This is a genomic window from Pacificoceanicola algae, assembly GCF_049341065.1.
Classification (GTDB): Bacteria; Pseudomonadota; Alphaproteobacteria; order Rhodobacterales; family Rhodobacteraceae; genus Pacificoceanicola.
In genome coordinates, this window is sequence record NZ_JBMPIX010000002.1 from 62,371 (window position 1) to 80,498 (window position 18,128).

15 protein-coding genes are annotated in these 18,128 nt (G+C 62.2%); 3 read left to right on the forward strand and 12 right to left on the reverse strand.

Annotated features, from left to right (window positions below):
- Positions 1-4: 4 nt before the first annotated feature.
- Positions 5-1,468, reverse strand: a complete 1,464-nt coding sequence (gene hydA / locus ACOYQJ_RS02865; protein WP_422904501.1) for a dihydropyrimidinase — start codon at positions 1,466-1,468, stop codon at positions 5-7.
- Positions 1,469-1,541: 73 nt separating this feature from the next.
- A complete protein-coding gene (locus ACOYQJ_RS02870) occupies positions 1,542-2,789 on the reverse strand; it encodes a Zn-dependent hydrolase (protein WP_422904502.1) in 1,248 nt (415 codons plus the stop codon).
- Positions 2,790-3,006: 217 nt separating this feature from the next.
- Here ACOYQJ_RS02870 and ACOYQJ_RS02875 point away from each other — a divergent pair, with 217 nt between their 5' ends.
- On the forward strand, positions 3,007-3,630 hold the full coding sequence (locus ACOYQJ_RS02875; protein ID WP_422904503.1) for a TetR family transcriptional regulator C-terminal domain-containing protein: 624 nt from the start codon (positions 3,007-3,009) through the stop codon (positions 3,628-3,630).
- Between the two features lie 40 nt (positions 3,631-3,670).
- Positions 3,671-4,336, forward strand: coding sequence for a DUF1993 domain-containing protein (locus tag ACOYQJ_RS02880; protein ID WP_422904504.1), 666 nt, complete (start codon positions 3,671-3,673; stop codon positions 4,334-4,336).
- Between the two features lie 226 nt (positions 4,337-4,562).
- On the opposite strand, the gene preA is transcribed toward ACOYQJ_RS02880, so the two are convergent.
- The 5 genes from preA to ACOYQJ_RS02905 all read right to left on the reverse strand — a co-directional run bounded on the left by preA (position 4,563) and on the right by ACOYQJ_RS02905 (position 12,466).
- On the reverse strand, positions 4,563-5,867 hold the full coding sequence (preA, locus tag ACOYQJ_RS02885) for an NAD-dependent dihydropyrimidine dehydrogenase subunit PreA (protein WP_422904505.1): 1,305 nt from the start codon (positions 5,865-5,867) through the stop codon (positions 4,563-4,565).
- 52 nt (positions 5,868-5,919) lie between these two features.
- Positions 5,920-7,254: an NAD(P)-dependent oxidoreductase gene (locus ACOYQJ_RS02890; RefSeq protein WP_422904506.1), complete on the reverse strand. Its 1,335-nt coding sequence runs from the start codon at positions 7,252-7,254 to the stop codon at positions 5,920-5,922.
- A 213-nt stretch (positions 7,255-7,467) separates the two neighbouring features.
- A complete protein-coding gene (locus ACOYQJ_RS02895; RefSeq protein WP_422904507.1) occupies positions 7,468-8,367 on the reverse strand; it encodes an NAD(P)-dependent oxidoreductase in 900 nt (299 codons plus the stop codon).
- A gap of 42 nt (positions 8,368-8,409) precedes the next feature.
- The gene (locus ACOYQJ_RS02900) at positions 8,410-9,951 is read right to left on the reverse strand and encodes a trimethylamine methyltransferase family protein (protein ID WP_422904508.1); all 1,542 of its coding nucleotides are present in this window, start codon (positions 9,949-9,951) and stop codon (positions 8,410-8,412) included.
- A gap of 79 nt (positions 9,952-10,030) precedes the next feature.
- Complete coding sequence (locus tag ACOYQJ_RS02905) at positions 10,031-12,466, reverse strand: GcvT family protein (RefSeq protein ID WP_422904509.1); 2,436 nt, start codon at positions 12,464-12,466, stop codon at positions 10,031-10,033.
- Between the two features lie 102 nt (positions 12,467-12,568).
- On the opposite strand from ACOYQJ_RS02905, the gene ACOYQJ_RS02910 reads away from it, so the two are divergent.
- On the forward strand, positions 12,569-13,417 hold the full coding sequence (locus tag ACOYQJ_RS02910) for a LysR family transcriptional regulator (RefSeq protein ID WP_422904510.1): 849 nt from the start codon (positions 12,569-12,571) through the stop codon (positions 13,415-13,417).
- 15 nt (positions 13,418-13,432) lie between these two features.
- On the opposite strand, the gene ACOYQJ_RS02915 is transcribed toward ACOYQJ_RS02910, so the two are convergent.
- The 5 genes from ACOYQJ_RS02915 to ACOYQJ_RS02935 form a co-directional block, all read right to left on the reverse strand.
- Complete coding sequence (locus ACOYQJ_RS02915; protein ID WP_422904511.1) at positions 13,433-14,401, reverse strand: FAD:protein FMN transferase; 969 nt, start codon at positions 14,399-14,401, stop codon at positions 13,433-13,435.
- A complete protein-coding gene (locus ACOYQJ_RS02920; protein ID WP_422904512.1) occupies positions 14,382-16,589 on the reverse strand; it encodes a PepSY domain-containing protein in 2,208 nt (735 codons plus the stop codon). Before ACOYQJ_RS02920 ends, ACOYQJ_RS02915 begins: the two co-directional genes overlap by 20 nt.
- A 13-nt stretch (positions 16,590-16,602) precedes the next feature.
- Positions 16,603-17,073 carry a DUF2271 domain-containing protein gene (locus tag ACOYQJ_RS02925; RefSeq protein WP_422904513.1) on the reverse strand — a complete coding sequence of 157 codons (471 nt, stop codon included), beginning with the start codon at positions 17,071-17,073 and terminating at the stop codon, positions 16,603-16,605.
- A 124-nt stretch (positions 17,074-17,197) separates the two neighbouring features.
- Positions 17,198-17,566, reverse strand: coding sequence for a hypothetical protein (locus ACOYQJ_RS02930; protein ID WP_422904514.1), 369 nt, complete (start codon positions 17,564-17,566; stop codon positions 17,198-17,200).
- A gap of 171 nt (positions 17,567-17,737) precedes the next feature.
- Entirely contained in the window at positions 17,738-18,013 is a 276-nt protein-coding gene (locus tag ACOYQJ_RS02935) for a PepSY domain-containing protein (RefSeq protein ID WP_500797222.1), read from the reverse strand.
- Positions 18,014-18,128 lie beyond the last annotated feature (115 nt).

Consider the following 18,128-nt stretch of genomic DNA (forward strand, 5'->3'; position numbering starts at 1 on the left):
GGCCTTAAATCCCCGCTGGGATGTTGAGCGGATCACGCTCGATCTTGCGCGGGGTGTTCAGGGCCTTCCACTGGCTCAGCGCCTTCTGCGCCGATGAAAACGCAGGCCGCGGCACGAAACGGCCCCGGCCCGGTTGCGGCTGGCTGTTCTGGCCCCAGGCCCAGATAACTTCGCCCCGGCTCAGGGTATAGCGCGCCTGAGCCTTGACGTTGAAGCCTTCAAAGACATTGTAATCCAGCACCGAATGATGTGTCGCCGGGGTGATGGTTTTTGACAGCTTGGGATCCCAGACCACGATATCGGCGTCCGCGCCTTCAAGGATCGCGCCCTTCTTGGGATAAATGTTGAGGATCTTCGCCACGTTGGTCGAGGTCGCGGCGACAAATTCATTCGGCGTCAGGCGGCCGGTTTCCACCCCTTCCGTCCAGAGTACGGCAAGCCGTTCCTCGACCCCGTTGGAGCCATTGGGAATGATGCGGAAGTCGTCTTTGCCTGCGCGTTTCTGCGCGGTGGTAAAGGCGGCGTGGTCGGTGGCGACCACATGGAGGCTGCCGGATTGCAGCCCCGCCCAGAGGCTGTCCTGATGATCCTTGGAACGGAACGGCGGCGACATGACACGGCGCGCGGCGTGGTCCCAATCCTTGTTGAAATACTCGCTTTCATCCAGCGTCAGGAATTGGATCAATGGCTCGCCATAGACGCGCATCCCTTTCTGGCGCGCCCGGCGGATCGCCTCATGCGCCTGTTCGCAGGACACATGCACGATATATAGCGGCGTGCCAGCGGCGTCAGCGATGGTGATGGCCCGGTTCGCCGCCTCACCTTCCAGTTCAGGCGGGCGGGAATAGGCGTGGCCCTCGGGTCCGGTGATGCCTTCGTTGAAGTATTTCTGCTGAAGCTCGAAGACCAGATCGCCGTTTTCGGCGTGCACCATCGGCAGCGCGCCAAGTTCCGCACAACGTTTGAAGCTGGCGTACATCTCGTCGTCCTCGACCATCAGTGCGCCCTTGTAGGCCATGAAATGCTTGAAGCTGTTCACGCCCATGTCGACGGCGTCTTTCATCTCGTTAAAGACGTTTTCGTTCCAGCCGGTGATCGCCATGTGATAGCCGATGTCGGAACAGATCTGCGGGGCCGATTTACGGTGCCATTCGTTGATGGCGTTCTTGATGCTGCCATCCGCGCCGGGCAGGCAGAAATCCACCAGCATGGTAGTGCCGCCCGTCGCCGCCGCCCATGTGCCGGACTCAAATGTCTCGGCGGCGGTGGTGCCCATGAAGGGCATCTCGAGGTGGGTGTGCGGGTCGATGCCGCCGGGGATCACATAGGCGCCCTCGGCGTCGATGTATTCATCCCCCGACAGGTCCTGCCCGATCTGCTTGATGATCTCATCCTCGATCAGGACGTCGGCCTTATAGGTGCGATCCGCCGTGCAGACGGTGCCGTTCTTGATGACTTTGGTCGTCATGGTTGTGTCTCCCTTGACCGCATCGGGCCAGTCAGTGTCGGTCTATATTGGGCCGTTTCTTCGACGGCTCGGATTATTCCACCACTTCGGCGGTCTTGAGAACCGCGTACATCAGCACGTTTGCCCCCGCCGCGGCCCAGTCCTTGCTGATCTCTTCGGCTTCGTTGTGGCTGAGGCCGTCAACACAGGGACACATGACCATGGCGGTGGGGGCCACCTGATTGATCCAGCAGGCGTCATGCCCGGCGCCCGAGATCAGGTCGCGGTGGGAATACCCCATGGTTTCCGCGCCTTCGCGGATTGCGGCGACGCAGCCCGCGTCAAATTCTACCGGGTCGAACCCGCCGACCTTTTCGAATTCGATCTCAAGCCCCATGTCCTCGCAGATCTTGGTCGCACCGGTTTTCAGCCGCGCTTCCATATCCTCGATGACGCTCAGATCGGGAGAACGGAAATCAACGGTGAACACAACCTTGCCGGGGATCACATTACGCGAATTCGGGTAGACGTCGATATGTCCCGCCGCGCCAACCGCATGGGGTTTGTGCGACCATGCGATTTCATCGACCAGTTCCAGCACCCGCGCCATGCCGAGGCCTGCGTTCTTGCGCATCGGCATCGGGGTTGATCCGGTGTGCGCGTCTTTGCCGGTGATGGTGATTTGCGTCCACGACAGCCCCTGTCCATGGGTGACAACGCCAATGTCCTTGCCCTCGGCTGCCAGAATGGGGCCCTGTTCGATGTGCAACTCAAAGAAGGCGTGCATCTTGCGCGCGCCGACCTCCTCCTCGCCTTTCCAGCCGATCCGCTCCAATTCGCTGCCGAAAGTCTTGCCCTCGGCATCCACGCGGTCATAGGCCCAGTCTTGCGTATGCACCCCGGCAAACACGCCCGAAGCCAGCATGGCCGGAGCATAGCGGGTGCCCTCTTCGTTGGTCCAGTTGGTCACAACGATGGGATGTTTCGTCTTGATCCCGCGTTCGTGCATCGTGCGCAGGATTTCCAAACCGCCGAGCACGCCCAGAACCCCGTCGTATTTGCCGCCCGTCGGCTGGGTATCGAGGTGCGAGCCGACATAGACCGGCAGCGCGTCGGGATCAGTGCCTTCGTAGCGGGCGAACATGTTGCCCATCTGGTCAAGCCCCATGGAGCAGCCCACAGCTTCGCACCATGACTGGAACAGGGCGCGCCCTTCGCCGTCCTCATCGGTCAGCGTCTGGCGGTTGTTGCCCCCGGCGACACCCGGCCCGATCTTGGCCATCTCCATCAGGCTGTCCCAAAGACGATCGCCATCAATTCGGATGTTGCTGGATGTCGACATGTCATTCCCCACTTGTTGTCTTGACCGGCCCCGATTTGCGCCGCAGCTTGTCTCGGGAGAATCCTGACCATATGGTCAAATATCAAGGCGTGGCGACCGCGCGGTCAAGGACTTATTTTCGCGGCGTGCACAGCAAGGGCGCAGCGCCCAATAAATAGGCGGTTCCGAAATCCCGAACAGGCGTTCGAGACAGCCAGACGATGTGAAAGAAGAGTACATGACCACAATCAGGCCCGGCGGAAAGACCCGAATCCAACGCGAGAAACGGCAAGCGATCTTTGAGGCCGCGCTCGACGTGTTCTCCGAGGCCGGGCTGCGCGGGGCAACGCTGGACCGGATCGCCGCCAAAGCCGGGCTGTCCAAGCCCAACGTCGTCTACTATTTCGACGGCAAAGAGGCGATCTACCGCGACTTGCTCGAAGCTCTGCTGGACATCTGGATCGACCCTTTGCGCCAGCTGTCCGCCGAGGGGGACCCGGTCGAGGAACTGATTGCCTATGTGCATCGCAAGCTGGACATGTCCCGCGACATGCCCCGAGAAAGCCGCCTGTTCGCCACCGAGATGATCCAGAACGCGCCGCATATCAGTGATGTTTTATCAGGCACGCTCAAGGCTTTGGTGGACGAAAAGACTGCGCTGATCCAAAGCTGGGCGAACGCCGGGCGCATTGCCAAGGTGGACCCCTATCATCTGATCTTTTCGATCTGGGCGACAACCCAGCACTACGCCGATTTCGACGTGCAGGTGCGCGGTGTGCTTGGCGAAGCGCGTGAGGCCGCGCGTTTTGACGAGGCCAAGGTCTTTCTGACCACCCTGTTCGAGCGGCTATTGCGCCCCTGAAGGCCCCAAACAGAAAAAGGCCACCATCTCTGTGCAGTAAATGATACACGGGAGAAACAGCAGTGGCTCGGAGCGCAATGACCGGTTTGAGCCCATACTTACCGAATGCTGCGCGGCGAGCGAAGGTCTGCTTTCTGAGTTTGAAAGTACGCCGTCACGCGGTAAACACTACCGTATGAGTATTTCATATTTCGACTTGAGCGTTCCAACCTTCCTACAGACCGTGGTCGCGGTTAGTGTCTGGCTCGACAAAGCCTCGAAGCATTGTTCTGCAAACGACTTGGACGCTGACGACTTGGTTTCAGCGCGTCTCACCGAAGATATGGCACCTTTGTTTTTCCAGATAGAATGTGTGGACAATTATTCGGTCTGGGGACTCGACGCCGTTAAGCAAGGTGTCTTTAACCCTCCAGCCCTTGAAGGCGTTGTCCCTTTCGAGAGGTTGCAGGAGAGGATTGCCAATACGGAGGCCGTGCTGAAAGACCTCAACTCTCAGGAGGTAGACGCTTTGTCAGGCAAAGAGCTTGACATGCAAATACACACAAACCCTAGCAAGTCTCCATTCACGGCAGAGACTTACTTGCTTTCTTTTCTTTTGCCGAATTTCTACTTCCACGCGGTTACCGCGTACGACATCCTTCGCACGCAAGGCGTCCCGATAGGAAAGACGGATTTCGAAGGCCAACTTCGAAGCGAGCCACTATAGCTTCGCAAAGCCGACATTGGCGCAACCGCGGCGAACGACTGCTTCGTCCCGCACAGACGACCTTCATCGCAACCAGTTCCTGAAGATTTTTCGGGAGCTGGATACTTGTCATCAGGCTGCCCTGAACGGCTTTCAGCTCTGGACAGCACCATTTACCGCAAAGGGCTGGTCTCTGCGCTTCCTTTTCCCCGTCCGCGTGACGATTGGGACACCTTTGGATCACGCCTTATTCTGCGGCACGTGCCATCGGGTTGTTGGGATGGGTCGTCCAGTTGGCATAGTCCTTTTCCACCACCTTGCCGGTGCGCTTGTCGATCTCGCCGGGGGCGAGCACCTCCATGGTGATGCAGTCTTCTACCGGGCAGACGTTGACGCACAGGTTGCAGGCCACGCATTCATCGTCCTGCACCTCGAACACCCGATCAGCGGACATGGAAATCGCCTGATGCGAGGTGTCTTCGCAAGCGGCATAGCAGCGACCGCATTTGATGCAGGCGTCCTGATCGATCCGCGCCTTGGTGATGTGGTTGAGGTTCAGGTACTGCCAGTCGGTGACGTTCGGGATCGCCATGCCGACGAACTGGTCGGTCGAGGTATAGCCCTTTTCGTCCATCCACTGTGACAGCCCCGAGATCATTTCCTGAACGATCTTGAAGCCATAGGTCATCGCTGCCGTGCAGACCTGAACGTTTCCGGCGCCCAGCGCCATGAACTCGGCGGCGTCTCGCCATGTGGTCACGCCGCCGATGCCGCTGATCGGCAACCCGCGGGTTTCGGGGTTGCGGGCAATCTCGGAGACCATGGACAGGGCGATGGGTTTGACCGCCGGGCCGCAATAACCGCCGTGGCTGCCTTTGCCGTCGATCGTCGGCTGCGGGGCCATGTTGTCCAGATCCACCGCCGTGATCGAGTTGATCGTGTTGATCAGGCTGACCGCATCGGCGCCGCCGCGCATGGCCGCTGCTGCGGGCTGGCGGATGTCGGTGATATTGGGCGTCAGCTTCACGATCACCGGCTTGTCGTAGTACTGTTTGCACCAGCGGGTCACCATCTCGATGTACTCGGGCACCTGCCCCACTGCCGCGCCCATGCCGCGTTCGGACATGCCGTGCGGGCAGCCAAAGTTCAGCTCGATCCCGTCGGCACCGGTTTCGGCGACGCGCGGCAGGATCGCCTTCCAGGCAGCCTCTTCGCAGGGCACCATGATCGAGGCGATCAGCGCGCGATCCGGGTAATCGGCCTTGACCCGCGCCATTTCCTCGAGGTTCACCTCAAGCGAACGGTCGGTGATCAACTCGATGTTGTTGAGCCCCAGCAGGCGACGGTCCGCCCCCCAGATCGCGCCATAGCGCGGCCCGTTGACGTTGACCACGGGCGGGCCTTCCTCGCCCAGCGTCTTCCACACGACACCGCCCCAGCCTGCCTCAAAGGCGCGGCGGACGTTGTATTCCTTGTCAGTGGGTGGCGCCGAGGCCAGCCAGAAGGGGTTGGGGCTTTTGATGCCCAGAAAATCGGTTGTCAGGTCAGCCATCGCGGCCTCCTTTTGATCATCACGCCCCGGGACTAAACCGGGACTGGTTGAATTACGCCGTGAGGCTCGCGTGGATATCCATCGCCGCATCGCGCCCTTCGGCCACGGCCGTCACCGTCAGATCATCCCCGCCCGAGGCGCAGTCGCCCCCGGCCCAGACACCCGAGACCGAAGACCGGCCCTTTTCGTCCACGGTGATCTTGCCGCCTGCGATCTCGAGCCCTTCGGGAGCATCGCCCAAGCTCTGGCCAATCGCCTGAAACAGCTGATCGGCGGGCAAGGAAAAGGTTTCGTCCAGCGCGACCAGTTTGCCGCCTTGGGTTTCGGTATAGGCAAAGCGCACCGCCGTCAGGCTGCCGTTGCCGTCCACGCCCACGGGCGCAGCGTTGTGGATGATCCTCACACCCTTTTGCGCTGCGAGGTCTTGTTCATAGCGTGAGGCGGCCATGGCCTCCTGCCCGCGGCGATAGACAATGGTGACCTCTTCGGCGCCCAGCAGTTTGGCCTGCACCCCGGCGTCGATGGCTGTCATGCCGCCACCGATCACCACCACGCGGCGCCCGATGGGCAGCGCGGCCAGATCATAGGCCTGTCGCAAGGCGGCTATGAAATCGACCGCCGGGCGGATGCCGTCCTTGTCCGCTCCGTCCAGCCGCAGGGCGTTGACCGCCGCCAGCCCCATGCCAAGGAACACCGCGTCAAAATCAGCGCGCAGACTGTCCAGGGAAATCGCCTCTCCAAGCTTGGCACCATAGCGCAGTTCGATCCCGCCGATCTGCAGCAGCCAATCGACTTCGCGCTGCGCGAACCCATTTGTGCTTTTATAGGCGGCAATGCCAAATTCGTTCAGGCCCCCGCCCTTTTGGCGCGCCTCGAAGATCACGACATCATGGCCCAGCATCGCCAGCCGATGCGCGCAGGCCAGACCGGCAGGCCCGGCGCCGACAACGGCCACCTTTTCGCCCGTGGCCTCGGCCCGCGCAAAGGGCTGCGGGCCTTTTGCCATAAGTTTGTCCGTCGCATAGCGCTGCAACCGCCCGATCTCGACCGGCTTGCCCTCGGCGGTTTCGCGCACGCAGACTTCTTCGCATAGCGTCTCCGTCGGGCAGACCCGTGCGCACATGCCACCAAGAATGTTCTGTTCAAGGATTGTCCGCGCCGCCGCCTCCGGGGTTCCGGTGGCGATCTGCCGGATGAACAAAGGAATATCGATCGAGGTCGGACAGGCCGTCATACACGGCGCGTCATGGCAAAAGTAACATCGATCCGCCGCCACCAGCGCCTCGTGCGGCGCATAGGCCGGGTGCAAATCGGCGAAATTGGTCTGAAGCGCCGTGCCGTCCAACCGGCCCGCGACAATCCCATCTTGCAACTGTTTGGAGGTCATTTCCGCTCCCCGTTTGCTGTCCTTTTTGAAACGGTGGCACGATTCCAAAATTTTATCAAATGGTAAAAAATAGAAAAATTGCCGAGCGCGGGTGTTCTCGGACATATGCCCATATTTTGGGCAGTCCGGTCTGGCAGATCTTGCCTGCTGTCGTGGGTTTATGGGCAAAGCCAGAAGGGCGCCCTTCCGGGACGGGGTTCAGGAAAGGGTCGGTCAGGTCAGTCGGTCTGGAAAGCCGGGCGCGCGCAGGTCGGTGTCCAGCAGGTCTTCGAGCAGTTTGGCGATCATCGGGCTTTGCGCCGCGCCACCATAGGCCGCCTTGGCCGCGACATAGGTCTGTTCCGTCATGCCTGCCAAATCCAGCGGCACACCAAATTCGCGCCCGAAATCCAAGGCAAAGCCAAGGTCTTTCAGTGCGAGGTCGATGTTGAAGGCCACATCGTAAGACCCGTTAAGGATCAACGCCCCCTCGGTTTCGTGCACAAAAGAATTGCCCGATGAGGCCCGGATCGCCTGCCAGGCCTGCCCCAGATCAAGCCCGCCGCGTTTCGCCAGCATCAGCGCCTCGGAACAGGCCTTGAGGTGGATGAAGGCCAGCATGTTCGTGATCACCTTGATGATCGACGATGCGCCAAGCGGCCCCATGTGGAACACCAGGTCGCCCATTGCCTGAAGCGCGGGCATGTGCAGTTCGACCAGATCGGCATCGCCCCCGGGCAACATGGTGATCTCGCCCCGCGCGGCCAGATGCACGCCGCCGGTGACGGGCAGTTCCAGCATACGAACGCCCTGCCCCGCCGCCAGTTCGGCATAGGCCAGCACTTCGTCGCGGCCGAGGGTCGACATCTCGATCCATGTTGCGCCCTCACCCATCATCGGCAGGGTCTGCGCCAGCACTTTGGCGGTGACAGCGGGCGACGGCAGGCAAGTGATGACATGATCGACCTTCCCCGCCAGATCCGCCGCGCTGTCCGCCCAATTCGCCCCCGCCGCCAACAGATCAGCCGCATTGTCCTTGTACAAATCAAACACGGTGACATCAAAGCCTGCACGCAGCAGACACATGGCGCAGTTCGCCCCCAGATTGCCCAGCCCGATATAGCCGTAATGCATGCAGACCCCCTTTTCGATTTTGTCCGCTCCAGCGCCCTCGGGTCACTGAAAGTAGATGTTGAACGCCTCGCGAAGCGCGCGGTCCAGATCCGGCGCGATTTGCGAGCCCGCCCTGGACAGAATCTCGTTCTTGCGGGCGATGGCGCGATCCAGCAGCATCGGGCGATCCGCCTCGACCCATTCCTTGGGGCTCATGCGGTTGCCCAGCGCCGGATAGACGTATTCGCGCTGCATCAGGGCCAGCGTCTGGTCGCTGCCAAGGTAATGCCCCGGCCCGTCCAGACAGACCGATTTCATCACCTCGATCGAGGTGCTGTCCTCGGTCACGTCGATGCCGCGCACGCAGCGCAGCACCTGCCCCAGCACGTCGTCCCCCAAGACCAGCGATTCCATGCAGAACCCCAAAAGCGAGGCATGCATGCCAACCGCCTCATAGACCATGTTCAACCCGGACAGCCCGGCAAGCACATTGGTGATCCCGGTTTCCCACCCGGCTTGCATGTCGGGCAGTTTGGAATCGGAAATCCCTGCCGCCGCGCCGCCGGGCAGATCGTAAAAGCGGTGCATCTGGGCGCAACCCGCCGTCAGCAGTGCCTGCTCGGCGCTGCCGCCGGACATCGCCCCGGTGCGCAGGTCGCTGACAAAAGGCCAGGTGCCAAAGATCGCCGGATGCCCCGGCTTGACCGAATTGACATAGACCACCCCGGCCAGACATTCGGCCACCGCCTGCACAATGGCTGTGGCAATAGGCGCGGGCGCCGTGGCCCCGGCCTGCCCTGCGCTGAGCATCAGCACCGGCATACCGGCGCGGATGCAATGCTCCATCGCCATGCAGCTTTCCTCGGCGAATTTCATCGGCGGGACGACAAAGCAGTTGGAGTTAGAGATGAAAGGCCGTGCGCGCCACGCCTCTTCGCCGCCCGCGATGGCATGGATCATGTCGAAACAGGGCGCCACATGGGACGGGTCCGAAAACGAAGTGCCGATATGCTTGGTCGTGCCCGAGCAGCAGGCGAAGAGGGTGTTGAGATCCATTTCCAGATTGTCAGTGACATCCCGGCAAACCATGGCGCGCTGAAAGAAATGCACGTTATCAAGGTTCTGCACGATCCGCGCGGCGTCATATAGATCCTGCGCGGTGGTGTCGCGATAGGTATTTGTTTCAAGATCGACCAGATGCACCGCGGCCCCGGCGGTGCCGAAATGCACATTGCTGCCGGTCAGGTGCAGGTCATACTTGGGATCGCGGGCATGCAGGGTGATCCCCCGCGCCGCCACGGCCAGCATGTCCTCGACCAATGCGCGGGGAAAGCGCAGCCTGCCGTCGTCGCCCAGAATGGCGCCGGCCTCGGTCATCGCCTTGATCCCCGAGGCGGGCGCCTGTGACAACCCGATCACCTCGAGCGCCTCAAGCGCCGACTGATGGATGCGCTGCATCCCCGCCTCACTCAGGGGGCGGTATTGCCCGCCTGTCATGCCCGCGCGAATGGGCCGGATATCCTCGGCCAGCGGCGCGGCGCGCAGGGCCCGGCGGGCTGCACGCCCTCCCGAACGGCGCGGCGCGCCAATCGTTTCAAGTGCCATCGCCTATCCTCCTTGACGATTGCGAAAGCGTCCGCGTCGTATTCGCGCGCGGCAGATTGGTCTGAATGAAAGGGCCATGTCAGCCCCGCAGCCGGTCATTTCCGGGATCCCAAAGCGGTTTGTCCGCCTGCACTTTCGCCGGGTAGCGGGTGCCAAAAATCTCGACCTCCAGCGCCGTACCCGGGGCCGCCAGATCGGCGCGCAGCATGCCCAGCGCGACGCAGGCATCAACACGGTGGCCCCAATAGCCGCTGGTTGTCTCGCCCACGACCTGCCCGTCGTGCCAAAGCGTCGACATATAGGGCGGATCGCAGTCGCCTGCCTCGACGATCAGCGTGACAAAGCATTTGGCCGGGCCTTGCGCCTTTTCAGCCTCAAGCGCTGCCTTGCCGCAAAACTCCTTGGACCAGTCGATGAACCGCTCAAGCCCGCCCTGAAGCAACGTGTAATCGGTGGACAGGTCGCCCTTCCAGGCGCGATAGCCCTTTTCGATGCGCAGGCTGTCCAGCGCATACATGCCAAAGGGTCTCGCCCCGGCGCTTGTGATCGCTTGCCAGATCGCAGGAGCGTCTTGCGGGGCGCAATGAATTTCCCACCCCAGTTCTCCGGCAAAGCTGACCCGCGCCAGCACGGCCTTGCAGCCTGCGACGGTGCCGGTTTGCGAAACCGAAAGCCATGGCGCAGTCAGGTCATGCCCCTGCACCAAGGGCGCCAGCACGTCGCGCGCTTTTGGCCCGGTCACCAGCAGGCATTCGGTGCTTTCGGTGTGATCGGTCACGGTGACGCCACTCGGCGCGCCCTTGGCCAGCCATTCGGCGTCATGCCATCCGGCCACGGCGGCGGTGATCAGGTCGACCTTTTGGTCAGATTGCACGCTTACCGACATCTCGGTCACGATGCGCCCCTTGTCGTCGGCGAAATAAGCCAGACCGATGCGCCCGGGGCGCGGCAGCCGCGAAGCCGTCAGACTGTCGACCCAAGCCCGCGCGCCCGACCCTTCCACGCAAAGACGGCTGAAGCCGGTGATCGCCAGCACGCCGCAATGATCGCGCACCGCCTGACATTCCTCGCGCACGCGGGCGAACCACGGCCCCTGTCGCTGCCACGTCTGGGTAGAGTCTTCGGAGGTATCGTCGCCCTTTTGGGCGAACCACAGGGCACGTTCCCAGCCGTTAAAGGCACCAAAGACCGCGCCCGCCTTCTTGAGGTTTTCATACAAAGGCGGCTGAGCCCGCGACGGACGCCCGGCGGGCCAGGCGTGATGCGGGAAGTGCATGCCGTATTCGTGGCCATAGACCTCCATCCCCTTGGCGATGCAGTACTCCTGATCGCAATGTTCGGTGAACCGGCGCGGATCGCAGGACCACATGTCCCACTCGGTCTGCCCATCGGTCACCCATTCCGCCAGCACCTTGCCCGCGCCGCCGCCCTGACAGATGCCGAAGGTAAAGACGCAGGCCTCGAAAGCATTGGGCACACCGGGCATCGGGCCAATCAGCGGGTTGCCGTCAGGAGTATACGGGATTGGACCATTGATGTTCTTGACCAAGGGCGCCTTTTCCAGAAGCGGCACCCGCGCCATCGCGTCATTGATATGCCATTCCAGCCGGTCCAGATCATCGGGATACAGCTGGAAGCTGAAATCCTCGGGGAAAGGATCGTCGGGGGTGATCCAATGCGCCTTGCAGTTGCGTTCATAGGGACCAAGGTTAAATCCGTGTTTTTCCTGCCGCAGGTAATACGAGCTGTCGACATCGCGCAGCAGCGGCAGCTTGTGCCCAACCTCTTTTGACCATGCCTCAAGTTCGGGCACCGTGTCGAACAGCATGTACTGGTGGCTCATCACCATCATCGGCACATCGCGTCCGAACCATTTGCCAACCTCGCGTGCATAATAGCCCGCCGCGTTGACCACATATTCGCAGCGAATGTCGCCTTTGGGGGTCGAGATCACCCAGTCGTCGCCGTCCCGGCGCGCGCCTGTTGCCGGGCAGAACCGCGCGATGGTCGCCCCCATGTCGCGCGCGCCTTTGGCCAGCGCCTGCGTCAGCTGCGCCGGGTCAATGTCGCCGTCATTGGGGTCAAACAAAGCGCCGGTCAGGTCATGCGTTTCGACAAAGGGATAGCGGGCGCGGATTTCCTCGGGCCCGAGCACATCCAGATCCATCCCCTGATAGCGACCCATTCCGGCGACGCGCTGGAATTCCTGCAACCGCTCGCGACTGTGGCCCAGACGGATCGAGCCGGTGACATGGTAGTTCATCGGGTAATCGACCGCCGCGCCCAAAGCGCGATATAGCTCGGCCGAGTAACGCTGCATGTTCATGATCGACCAGCTTGACGAAAAGGTCGGCACGTTGCCCGCCGCGTGCCATGTCGATCCGGCGGTCAATTCGTTCTTTTCCAACAACACGCAATCGGTCCAGCCAGCCTTGGCCAAATGGTACAGACACGAGGCGCCGACGACCCCGCCTCCGATGATGACGACACGCGCGCTGTTGGGAATTTCTGACACGACTTCACCTTTGCGTTTTCAAAAATGTCCTGCCGTTCTTTGTTCTTTTCAATCCGGATTTTTCGGTAATATTAATCGATATATTCGATTAGGACGCCCGCCATGCACCCCGAGTTGATCGAGACCTTTCTGGACCTTGCCGAAACCCGCAGCTTCAACCAGACCGCTGAGCGGCTGGGCCTGACGCAATCGACCGTCTCGGCGCGGGTGGCGGCATTGGAAAAACGCGTGGGACGGCGGTTGTTCAGCCGGTCCCGTGCGGGCACCTCACTGACCACGGCCGGGCTGAGCTTTGAGCCGCACGCGCGCGATCTGCGCCACGCATGGACGGAAGCGATGCGTGCCTCGCGCGATGCCGGCAACACGGCTCTGTCGATGCGCATCGGATTGCAGATGGATCTTGCCGGGCCGCGCATTGGCGGCTGGGTGACGCGGTTTCAGCAGCTTCTGCCCGAGGCCGCCTTTTACATCGAACTCGACTATTCCAACCAGATGTGCAGCGATCTACTGGCAGGGCATCTGGATCTTGCGGTGATGTTCACGCCGCGCCCCCTGCCCGATCTGCATTTCGAAAGTATCGGTGAGGTTCGTTATCGGCTGGTGTCGTCCGAAGGCCCGCGGCGGGCCGATATCACCCCCGCGCGCTATATCCGGGGCGAGTTTTCCGCTGCCTTTGACAAGCGCCATCAGCAGCTTTTGCCGCACCTGTCCGCCGCCCCACTGGCCAGCGGGCAATCCGCAGCGGTGGTCGGGTTGCTGACAGCCCTTGGCGGGGCCGGGTTCGTGCTTGAGGATGAAGCGCAGGCGCTGATCATCTCGCATGGGTTCCAATTGGTCGAGGATGTCGCCGCGATTCCGCAAACGGTTTACACCGCGATCCATATCAGGCACCGGCATTCGCATGCCTCGCGGCGGCTGATCTCGATCATCCGCAGCCAGTTGAACAGCTGAGGCCCGGGCACGGGCCTAGGCGTCAAGCTTGGTGGGTTCCGCAAACAGGGGACCAACCGGAGTTTGCCGAATGCCATCGCCCTGACGTTCGAAGAACAGGGCGTTCAGACCCATTCTCCGGGCCAAATCGGCGCCCTCGATCGGGCCCTTGACCATCAAGGCCGTGGCCCATGCGTCGGCCATCATGCAGGTCTCGGCAAGAACCGTGACCGAGGCAGGCGACTCGGGCAAGGGTCCGCCGCGCGCTGGGTCCATCGTATGCGACAGGTCACGCCCGCCGACATGGATGGTGTGCCGATAATCGCCCGATGTTGCCACCGCCGCGTCGTGCAGATCGAGGATGGCGGCGGGCCTGCGTTCGTCGGGGTTGGGCGCTTCGACGGCGACGACCCAAGGCTTCCCATTTGGTTGCAGACCGTAACCGCGCAGCTCACCGTCGATCGATAACAACGCGGCGGGAATGCCAAAGCCGCGCGCCACCGCAGTCAGGCGGTCGACGCCATAGCCTTTTGCGATCCCGGACAGATCCAGCATCATCTCGGCCCGTTTGCAGGCGCACAGACCTGCCGGATCAAGGTCGAGCACCTCGTGTGTGGGGCGTCTTGGGGCGCTCAGCGCCGCGCGGATGCGCTGCGGATTGGCCGCATCCGAGCCAAAGCCCCAAGCGGTGACCGCATCCCCTACCCCGATATCAAAAGCGCCATCGGAGGCGCGGCCAATCTCCAACGCGGCGGCAAGCAACGTCATCAACTGCGCCGGCAGCTTGACCCATGTTCCGACCGGGGCCGCGTTCAGGCGCATCAGATCGCTGTCAGGCTTCCAGGTGGACATCTGCGCGTCCACCTCGGCTACGGCGGCGGCCATCGCGGTCTGGACGGTATCGGTCCCAAACCCCTTGGGCATATGGAACAGCGCCGACCAGCGGGTGCCCATGGTCGCCCCGCTCAGGGCGTGGCGCTGCAAATCAGTAAACGTCTTCGGCATAACGTCCCTCAGCTTTCAATACCGCCGGGGTCAGCCCGTGCGGCGCAAGAATATCGGTCAGGGCGCTGGCCACCCCGGCGGCCATATCCCGCCCACCGCAGACCAGCACCTGCGCGCCCTCTGCGATCAGCTGCGCAACACGCGCGCCGTCACCGCGCAGGGCGTCCTGCACATAGGTCCGCTGCGCCGTGCGCGAAAAGGCGGTGGTGACCGAGGTAAGGCGGCGTTCGGCCTCCCATGAGATCAGCTCCTCGCCATAGAGCAGGTCGCTGTCCGGATGCCGCGCGCCAAACCACAGGTGCATCGGCTGCTTGCGGGTGTTGGCGCGGGCAAAGCCCACCAGCGGCCCGATCCCTGTCCCGGCGCCGATCAGGATCACCGGAACCTGCCCGCGCGCCGGGCGGAAATCGGGATTGCGCCGGGTGAAGGCGTGAACCGTGTCGCCGGGTTGCAGATCCAGCAACATGCCCGAGCACAGCCCGCCGGGATGTTTCTTGACGCAGATCTCGGCAAAGCCATCGCGGTGGCCTGAGGCTAGTGAATAGAACCTTGGCACGGCAGACCCTTCGGGCACGATGCCCATCAGATCTCCGGCGGAAAAGCGCGGCCCGCCAAGCCCGATCAATCGGCGCCAAAGCGGCGCGCGCGGCAGGGCAAAGCGCAGGATCGCGGTGGGCGATTGCACCTCGGCGCCGTAATCGCGGCGCGAGACGAGCGTCAGGACATCGGTGCGCGGAACAACGGGCTGGTGGGCAAGCTCGAGCGGCAGGCCGATGGCCGCACCAAAGGCCCGGCCCCAGCGGGCGAAATCCTGCGGCGATTGCCGGTCCACGGTGTCCATCGGCAAAGTGGTGTTCCACCCCTTGTCGGCAGCCAGCCGCGCGACCTGTGCCGCATATTCGCAGAAATGCGGGAAACTGCGGTCGCCAAAACCCAGAACGGCAATCGACATCGCAGGCGCATGGGGCAGCGCCGCCAAGCGGTCCAGAAACCCTTTGGCCGAGGCAGGGGCCGTGCCATCACCATAGGTGGCGGCAAGAACCACAAGCTGTGTCGCATGGCCATAGCGGGCCGGGGCAAATGACGACATAGGGGCCACATGCACGCGTTTGCCCGCTTTGGTCAAAGCGCTGTGCAGCGTCGCGGCAAAGCCCCAGGTGCTGCCGCCTTCGCTGCCGACCAGCACGATCGTGTCCGCATGACCGGCCGGGACATTGCCACGAATGCGCGGGCTACTGCGTCGTCTGGACAGCCAAAGCACGAAACCGGTGATCGCCATGACCGGAACGCCCAGCGCCATCACGCCAAGGATCAGCCCCAACAGCGCAGCGCCCTGCCCGGTGTGCAGCATATAGATCGTCTCGGTCACACGGTCCCAAGCGCTCAGATCGCTCCAGATCAGAAGATCGCCGGTGCCCTGGTCGATATAGCCCTCGCCCGCGTCAGTCTTGAGCGCAAAGGCATCGGTGGGATCGCCGGGATAGGGAAAGGTCAGCTCGCGCAGCGACGACACAGGCGTATCCTGCAGCACCGCCATATCCGAAAGCGCAAGTCCGGTCTGGCCGCTGACATCGGGAAGGCGCGGCAGGCCGGGGCCTTCGGGCACATAGCCAAAGGTCGAGGCCGTCATCCACAGGGCCGTCAGGGACGACAGGAACAGCCCCGCCACGGCAATCCGCGCGATTTCAACGTGCAGACGCCCCGAAAGCGATCCCTTCAATGGCCGGAAAATCCGGCGCCAGCCGCCGGTGCGGCGCACAACCAGCGCCGCGCCCGACAGCGACAGGATCAACATCGCCGCAGCGCCAATGGCCGCCACGATGCGCCCGGTGTCATCCAGAAACAACGACCGATGCAGGGTTCTCAGCCAGCGTTCAACGGCGGGGGTATCGGCGCTGCCGACCGCCTGCCCGGTGGCCGGATCAATGACAGCCGCCCCGGGGGTGCCATCATTGAACCAGAAGGCCGTGATTGCCCCGGAGGGCGCGCGCCGGATCTGCTCGACGCCGGGATGAACCGCAAGGGCCCGTTCGGCCAGTGTGGCAACGTTCAGCGCGGGCTCTGTCAACGCCGGGGTCTTTGCGGATTCAAGCTCCGGGAAAACCGACAGGGCCGCGCCCGACAGGGCGAGCACAATCAGCAAGACAGCGGCGATCAGGCCGGGCCATCGGTGCAGGGAACGGATCATGGCGCGGGCTCCGTCACATATCGTATGTGAAGGACGAAATGTAGCGCCGGCCGCGTGTGGCCTGCCCGGCCCCTTTGGCGGTCAACGGAACCACGATCTCGGACGGGCTTTCGCGCATATTCTCGACCGCGGAGTCAACATGCAGGACATAGCCCGCATCAAACAACGCATCCGACAGATCAAGCGTGATTTTCAACTGACGCCCGGCGCCAACGCTGGCACCGGTGATGCCGTTGATCTCGGCGATGTTGCCACGGGTGGCGCCGTACCAGTCGGTCAGGTGCTTGTAATACTTCGAGCGCCCGCCAGCCATCCACAGGCTGCCCTTATAGACGCCTTTCGAGTCGGTCACATAGATCGCCAGATAAGCGCCGTCGCCGCCATAGGAATTCATATTGGTGGTCAGCGTGACAGGCCGCGCAAGCGCGAGGCCGGGCACAGTCAGCGCGGTGGTCAGGGCCAGGGCGGAAAGAAGGGATTTCATCATGAGTCTCCAAAAAAACGCAATCGTCAGATCAAAGTGCCTCGGGCGGCTGATGCCATCCTGACCGTCTTGCCGAATATCGTTCAGCTTGCTGTCAGGTCGGATGGCACAGACGCCCGGCGCGTCAGTTCATCTGCACTTTGGGTGCTTCGCCGGTACCGAAAAGACCGTTGGCCGGGGGCGCGACAGTTCCCGCGGGCGAAGGCGCCATCGCAGCGTTGCAGCCGTCATCATCATCGTCACCTTCACAGTCATCATCATCGTCGTCGTCGTCATCGTGGCGGCCGAAAAAGAAAAAGCGGCGGTGCTCGTGGTCATCGTCATCATCGCTGCTGGCGAGGATCAGGTACTCGGGCTGCATTGAGTCTGCGCTGGCGGCTTGCGTGGATGTGCCGCCGGTATTGTCCAAGCCGGTGACAGCGCTGATGGCGGGAATGGCCGTCAACGCGCCAATGGCGGTGGACGCGGCGAGAAGGGCAAGAATCGGTTTCATTGGTGTCTCCTGTAATTGAGCCTATGGAAGGGGAATCGCATCAGCGGCTGATCGTTTGCTGACGCCTGCGCAGTTTTCGCTTCAGGTTGCCGTCAGCTAGGATCGCGGGCTGAGTCAAAAAGCCGAAGCGAGGCTTCGGCTTTTGTGTCAGGGGAAACAGGACATTTTGGCCTAGTCCTCGTATTCAAAGTCCATGATCTCCAGCGTTTCAGGATCAACCGTGACTTCGATTTCCCTGCCCGCGGCATCGCGAGCGTCAATCTCGTAACAACCATCGTCGATCTTGATACGCCGAACGGTCCAGCCTTCGGCTTCGGCCATGCTCTGCACCGCCTCGCGTGGTTGCCAACCCGCCATCGGGACGTTGCAATGTTCATCGGCAAAAGCACCGCTGGCCCCGCCAACCGAGACGGCAAGGACCGAGATGAAAAGCAAACTCCGCATTATGAAACCTTCTGTCAGGGTTGGATCAGTTATCAGATTTAGATAGCAAAGCTGACAGCTGCCTGAAGGCAACCAAATGCACGCTTCAGCTTGCCGTCAGCCTGACAGGTGACAAAGT

What these genes read in the sequence shown, in the direction of transcription:
- hydA (WP_422904501.1), bottom strand. Translation starts at nt 1,468, where the DNA reads ATGACGACCAAAGTCATCAAGAACGGCACCGTCTGCACGGCGGATCGC.
- ACOYQJ_RS02870 (WP_422904502.1), bottom strand. Translation starts at nt 2,789, where the DNA reads ATGTCGACATCCAGCAACATCCGAATTGATGGCGATCGTCTTTGGGAC.
- ACOYQJ_RS02875 (WP_422904503.1), top strand. Translation starts at nt 3,007, where the DNA reads ATGACCACAATCAGGCCCGGCGGAAAGACCCGAATCCAACGCGAGAAA.
- ACOYQJ_RS02880 (WP_422904504.1), top strand. Translation starts at nt 3,671, where the DNA reads ATGATACACGGGAGAAACAGCAGTGGCTCGGAGCGCAATGACCGGTTT.
- preA (WP_422904505.1), bottom strand. Translation starts at nt 5,867, where the DNA reads ATGGCTGACCTGACAACCGATTTTCTGGGCATCAAAAGCCCCAACCCC.
- ACOYQJ_RS02890 (WP_422904506.1), bottom strand. Translation starts at nt 7,254, where the DNA reads ATGACCTCCAAACAGTTGCAAGATGGGATTGTCGCGGGCCGGTTGGAC.
- ACOYQJ_RS02895 (WP_422904507.1), bottom strand. Translation starts at nt 8,367, where the DNA reads ATGCATTACGGCTATATCGGGCTGGGCAATCTGGGGGCGAACTGCGCC.
- ACOYQJ_RS02900 (WP_422904508.1), bottom strand. Translation starts at nt 9,951, where the DNA reads ATGGCACTTGAAACGATTGGCGCGCCGCGCCGTTCGGGAGGGCGTGCA.
- ACOYQJ_RS02910 (WP_422904510.1), top strand. Translation starts at nt 12,569, where the DNA reads ATGCACCCCGAGTTGATCGAGACCTTTCTGGACCTTGCCGAAACCCGC.
- ACOYQJ_RS02915 (WP_422904511.1), bottom strand. Translation starts at nt 14,401, where the DNA reads ATGCCGAAGACGTTTACTGATTTGCAGCGCCACGCCCTGAGCGGGGCG.
- ACOYQJ_RS02920 (WP_422904512.1), bottom strand. Translation starts at nt 16,589, where the DNA reads ATGATCCGTTCCCTGCACCGATGGCCCGGCCTGATCGCCGCTGTCTTG.
- ACOYQJ_RS02925 (WP_422904513.1), bottom strand. Translation starts at nt 17,073, where the DNA reads ATGAAATCCCTTCTTTCCGCCCTGGCCCTGACCACCGCGCTGACTGTG.
- ACOYQJ_RS02930 (WP_422904514.1), bottom strand. Translation starts at nt 17,566, where the DNA reads ATGAAACCGATTCTTGCCCTTCTCGCCGCGTCCACCGCCATTGGCGCG.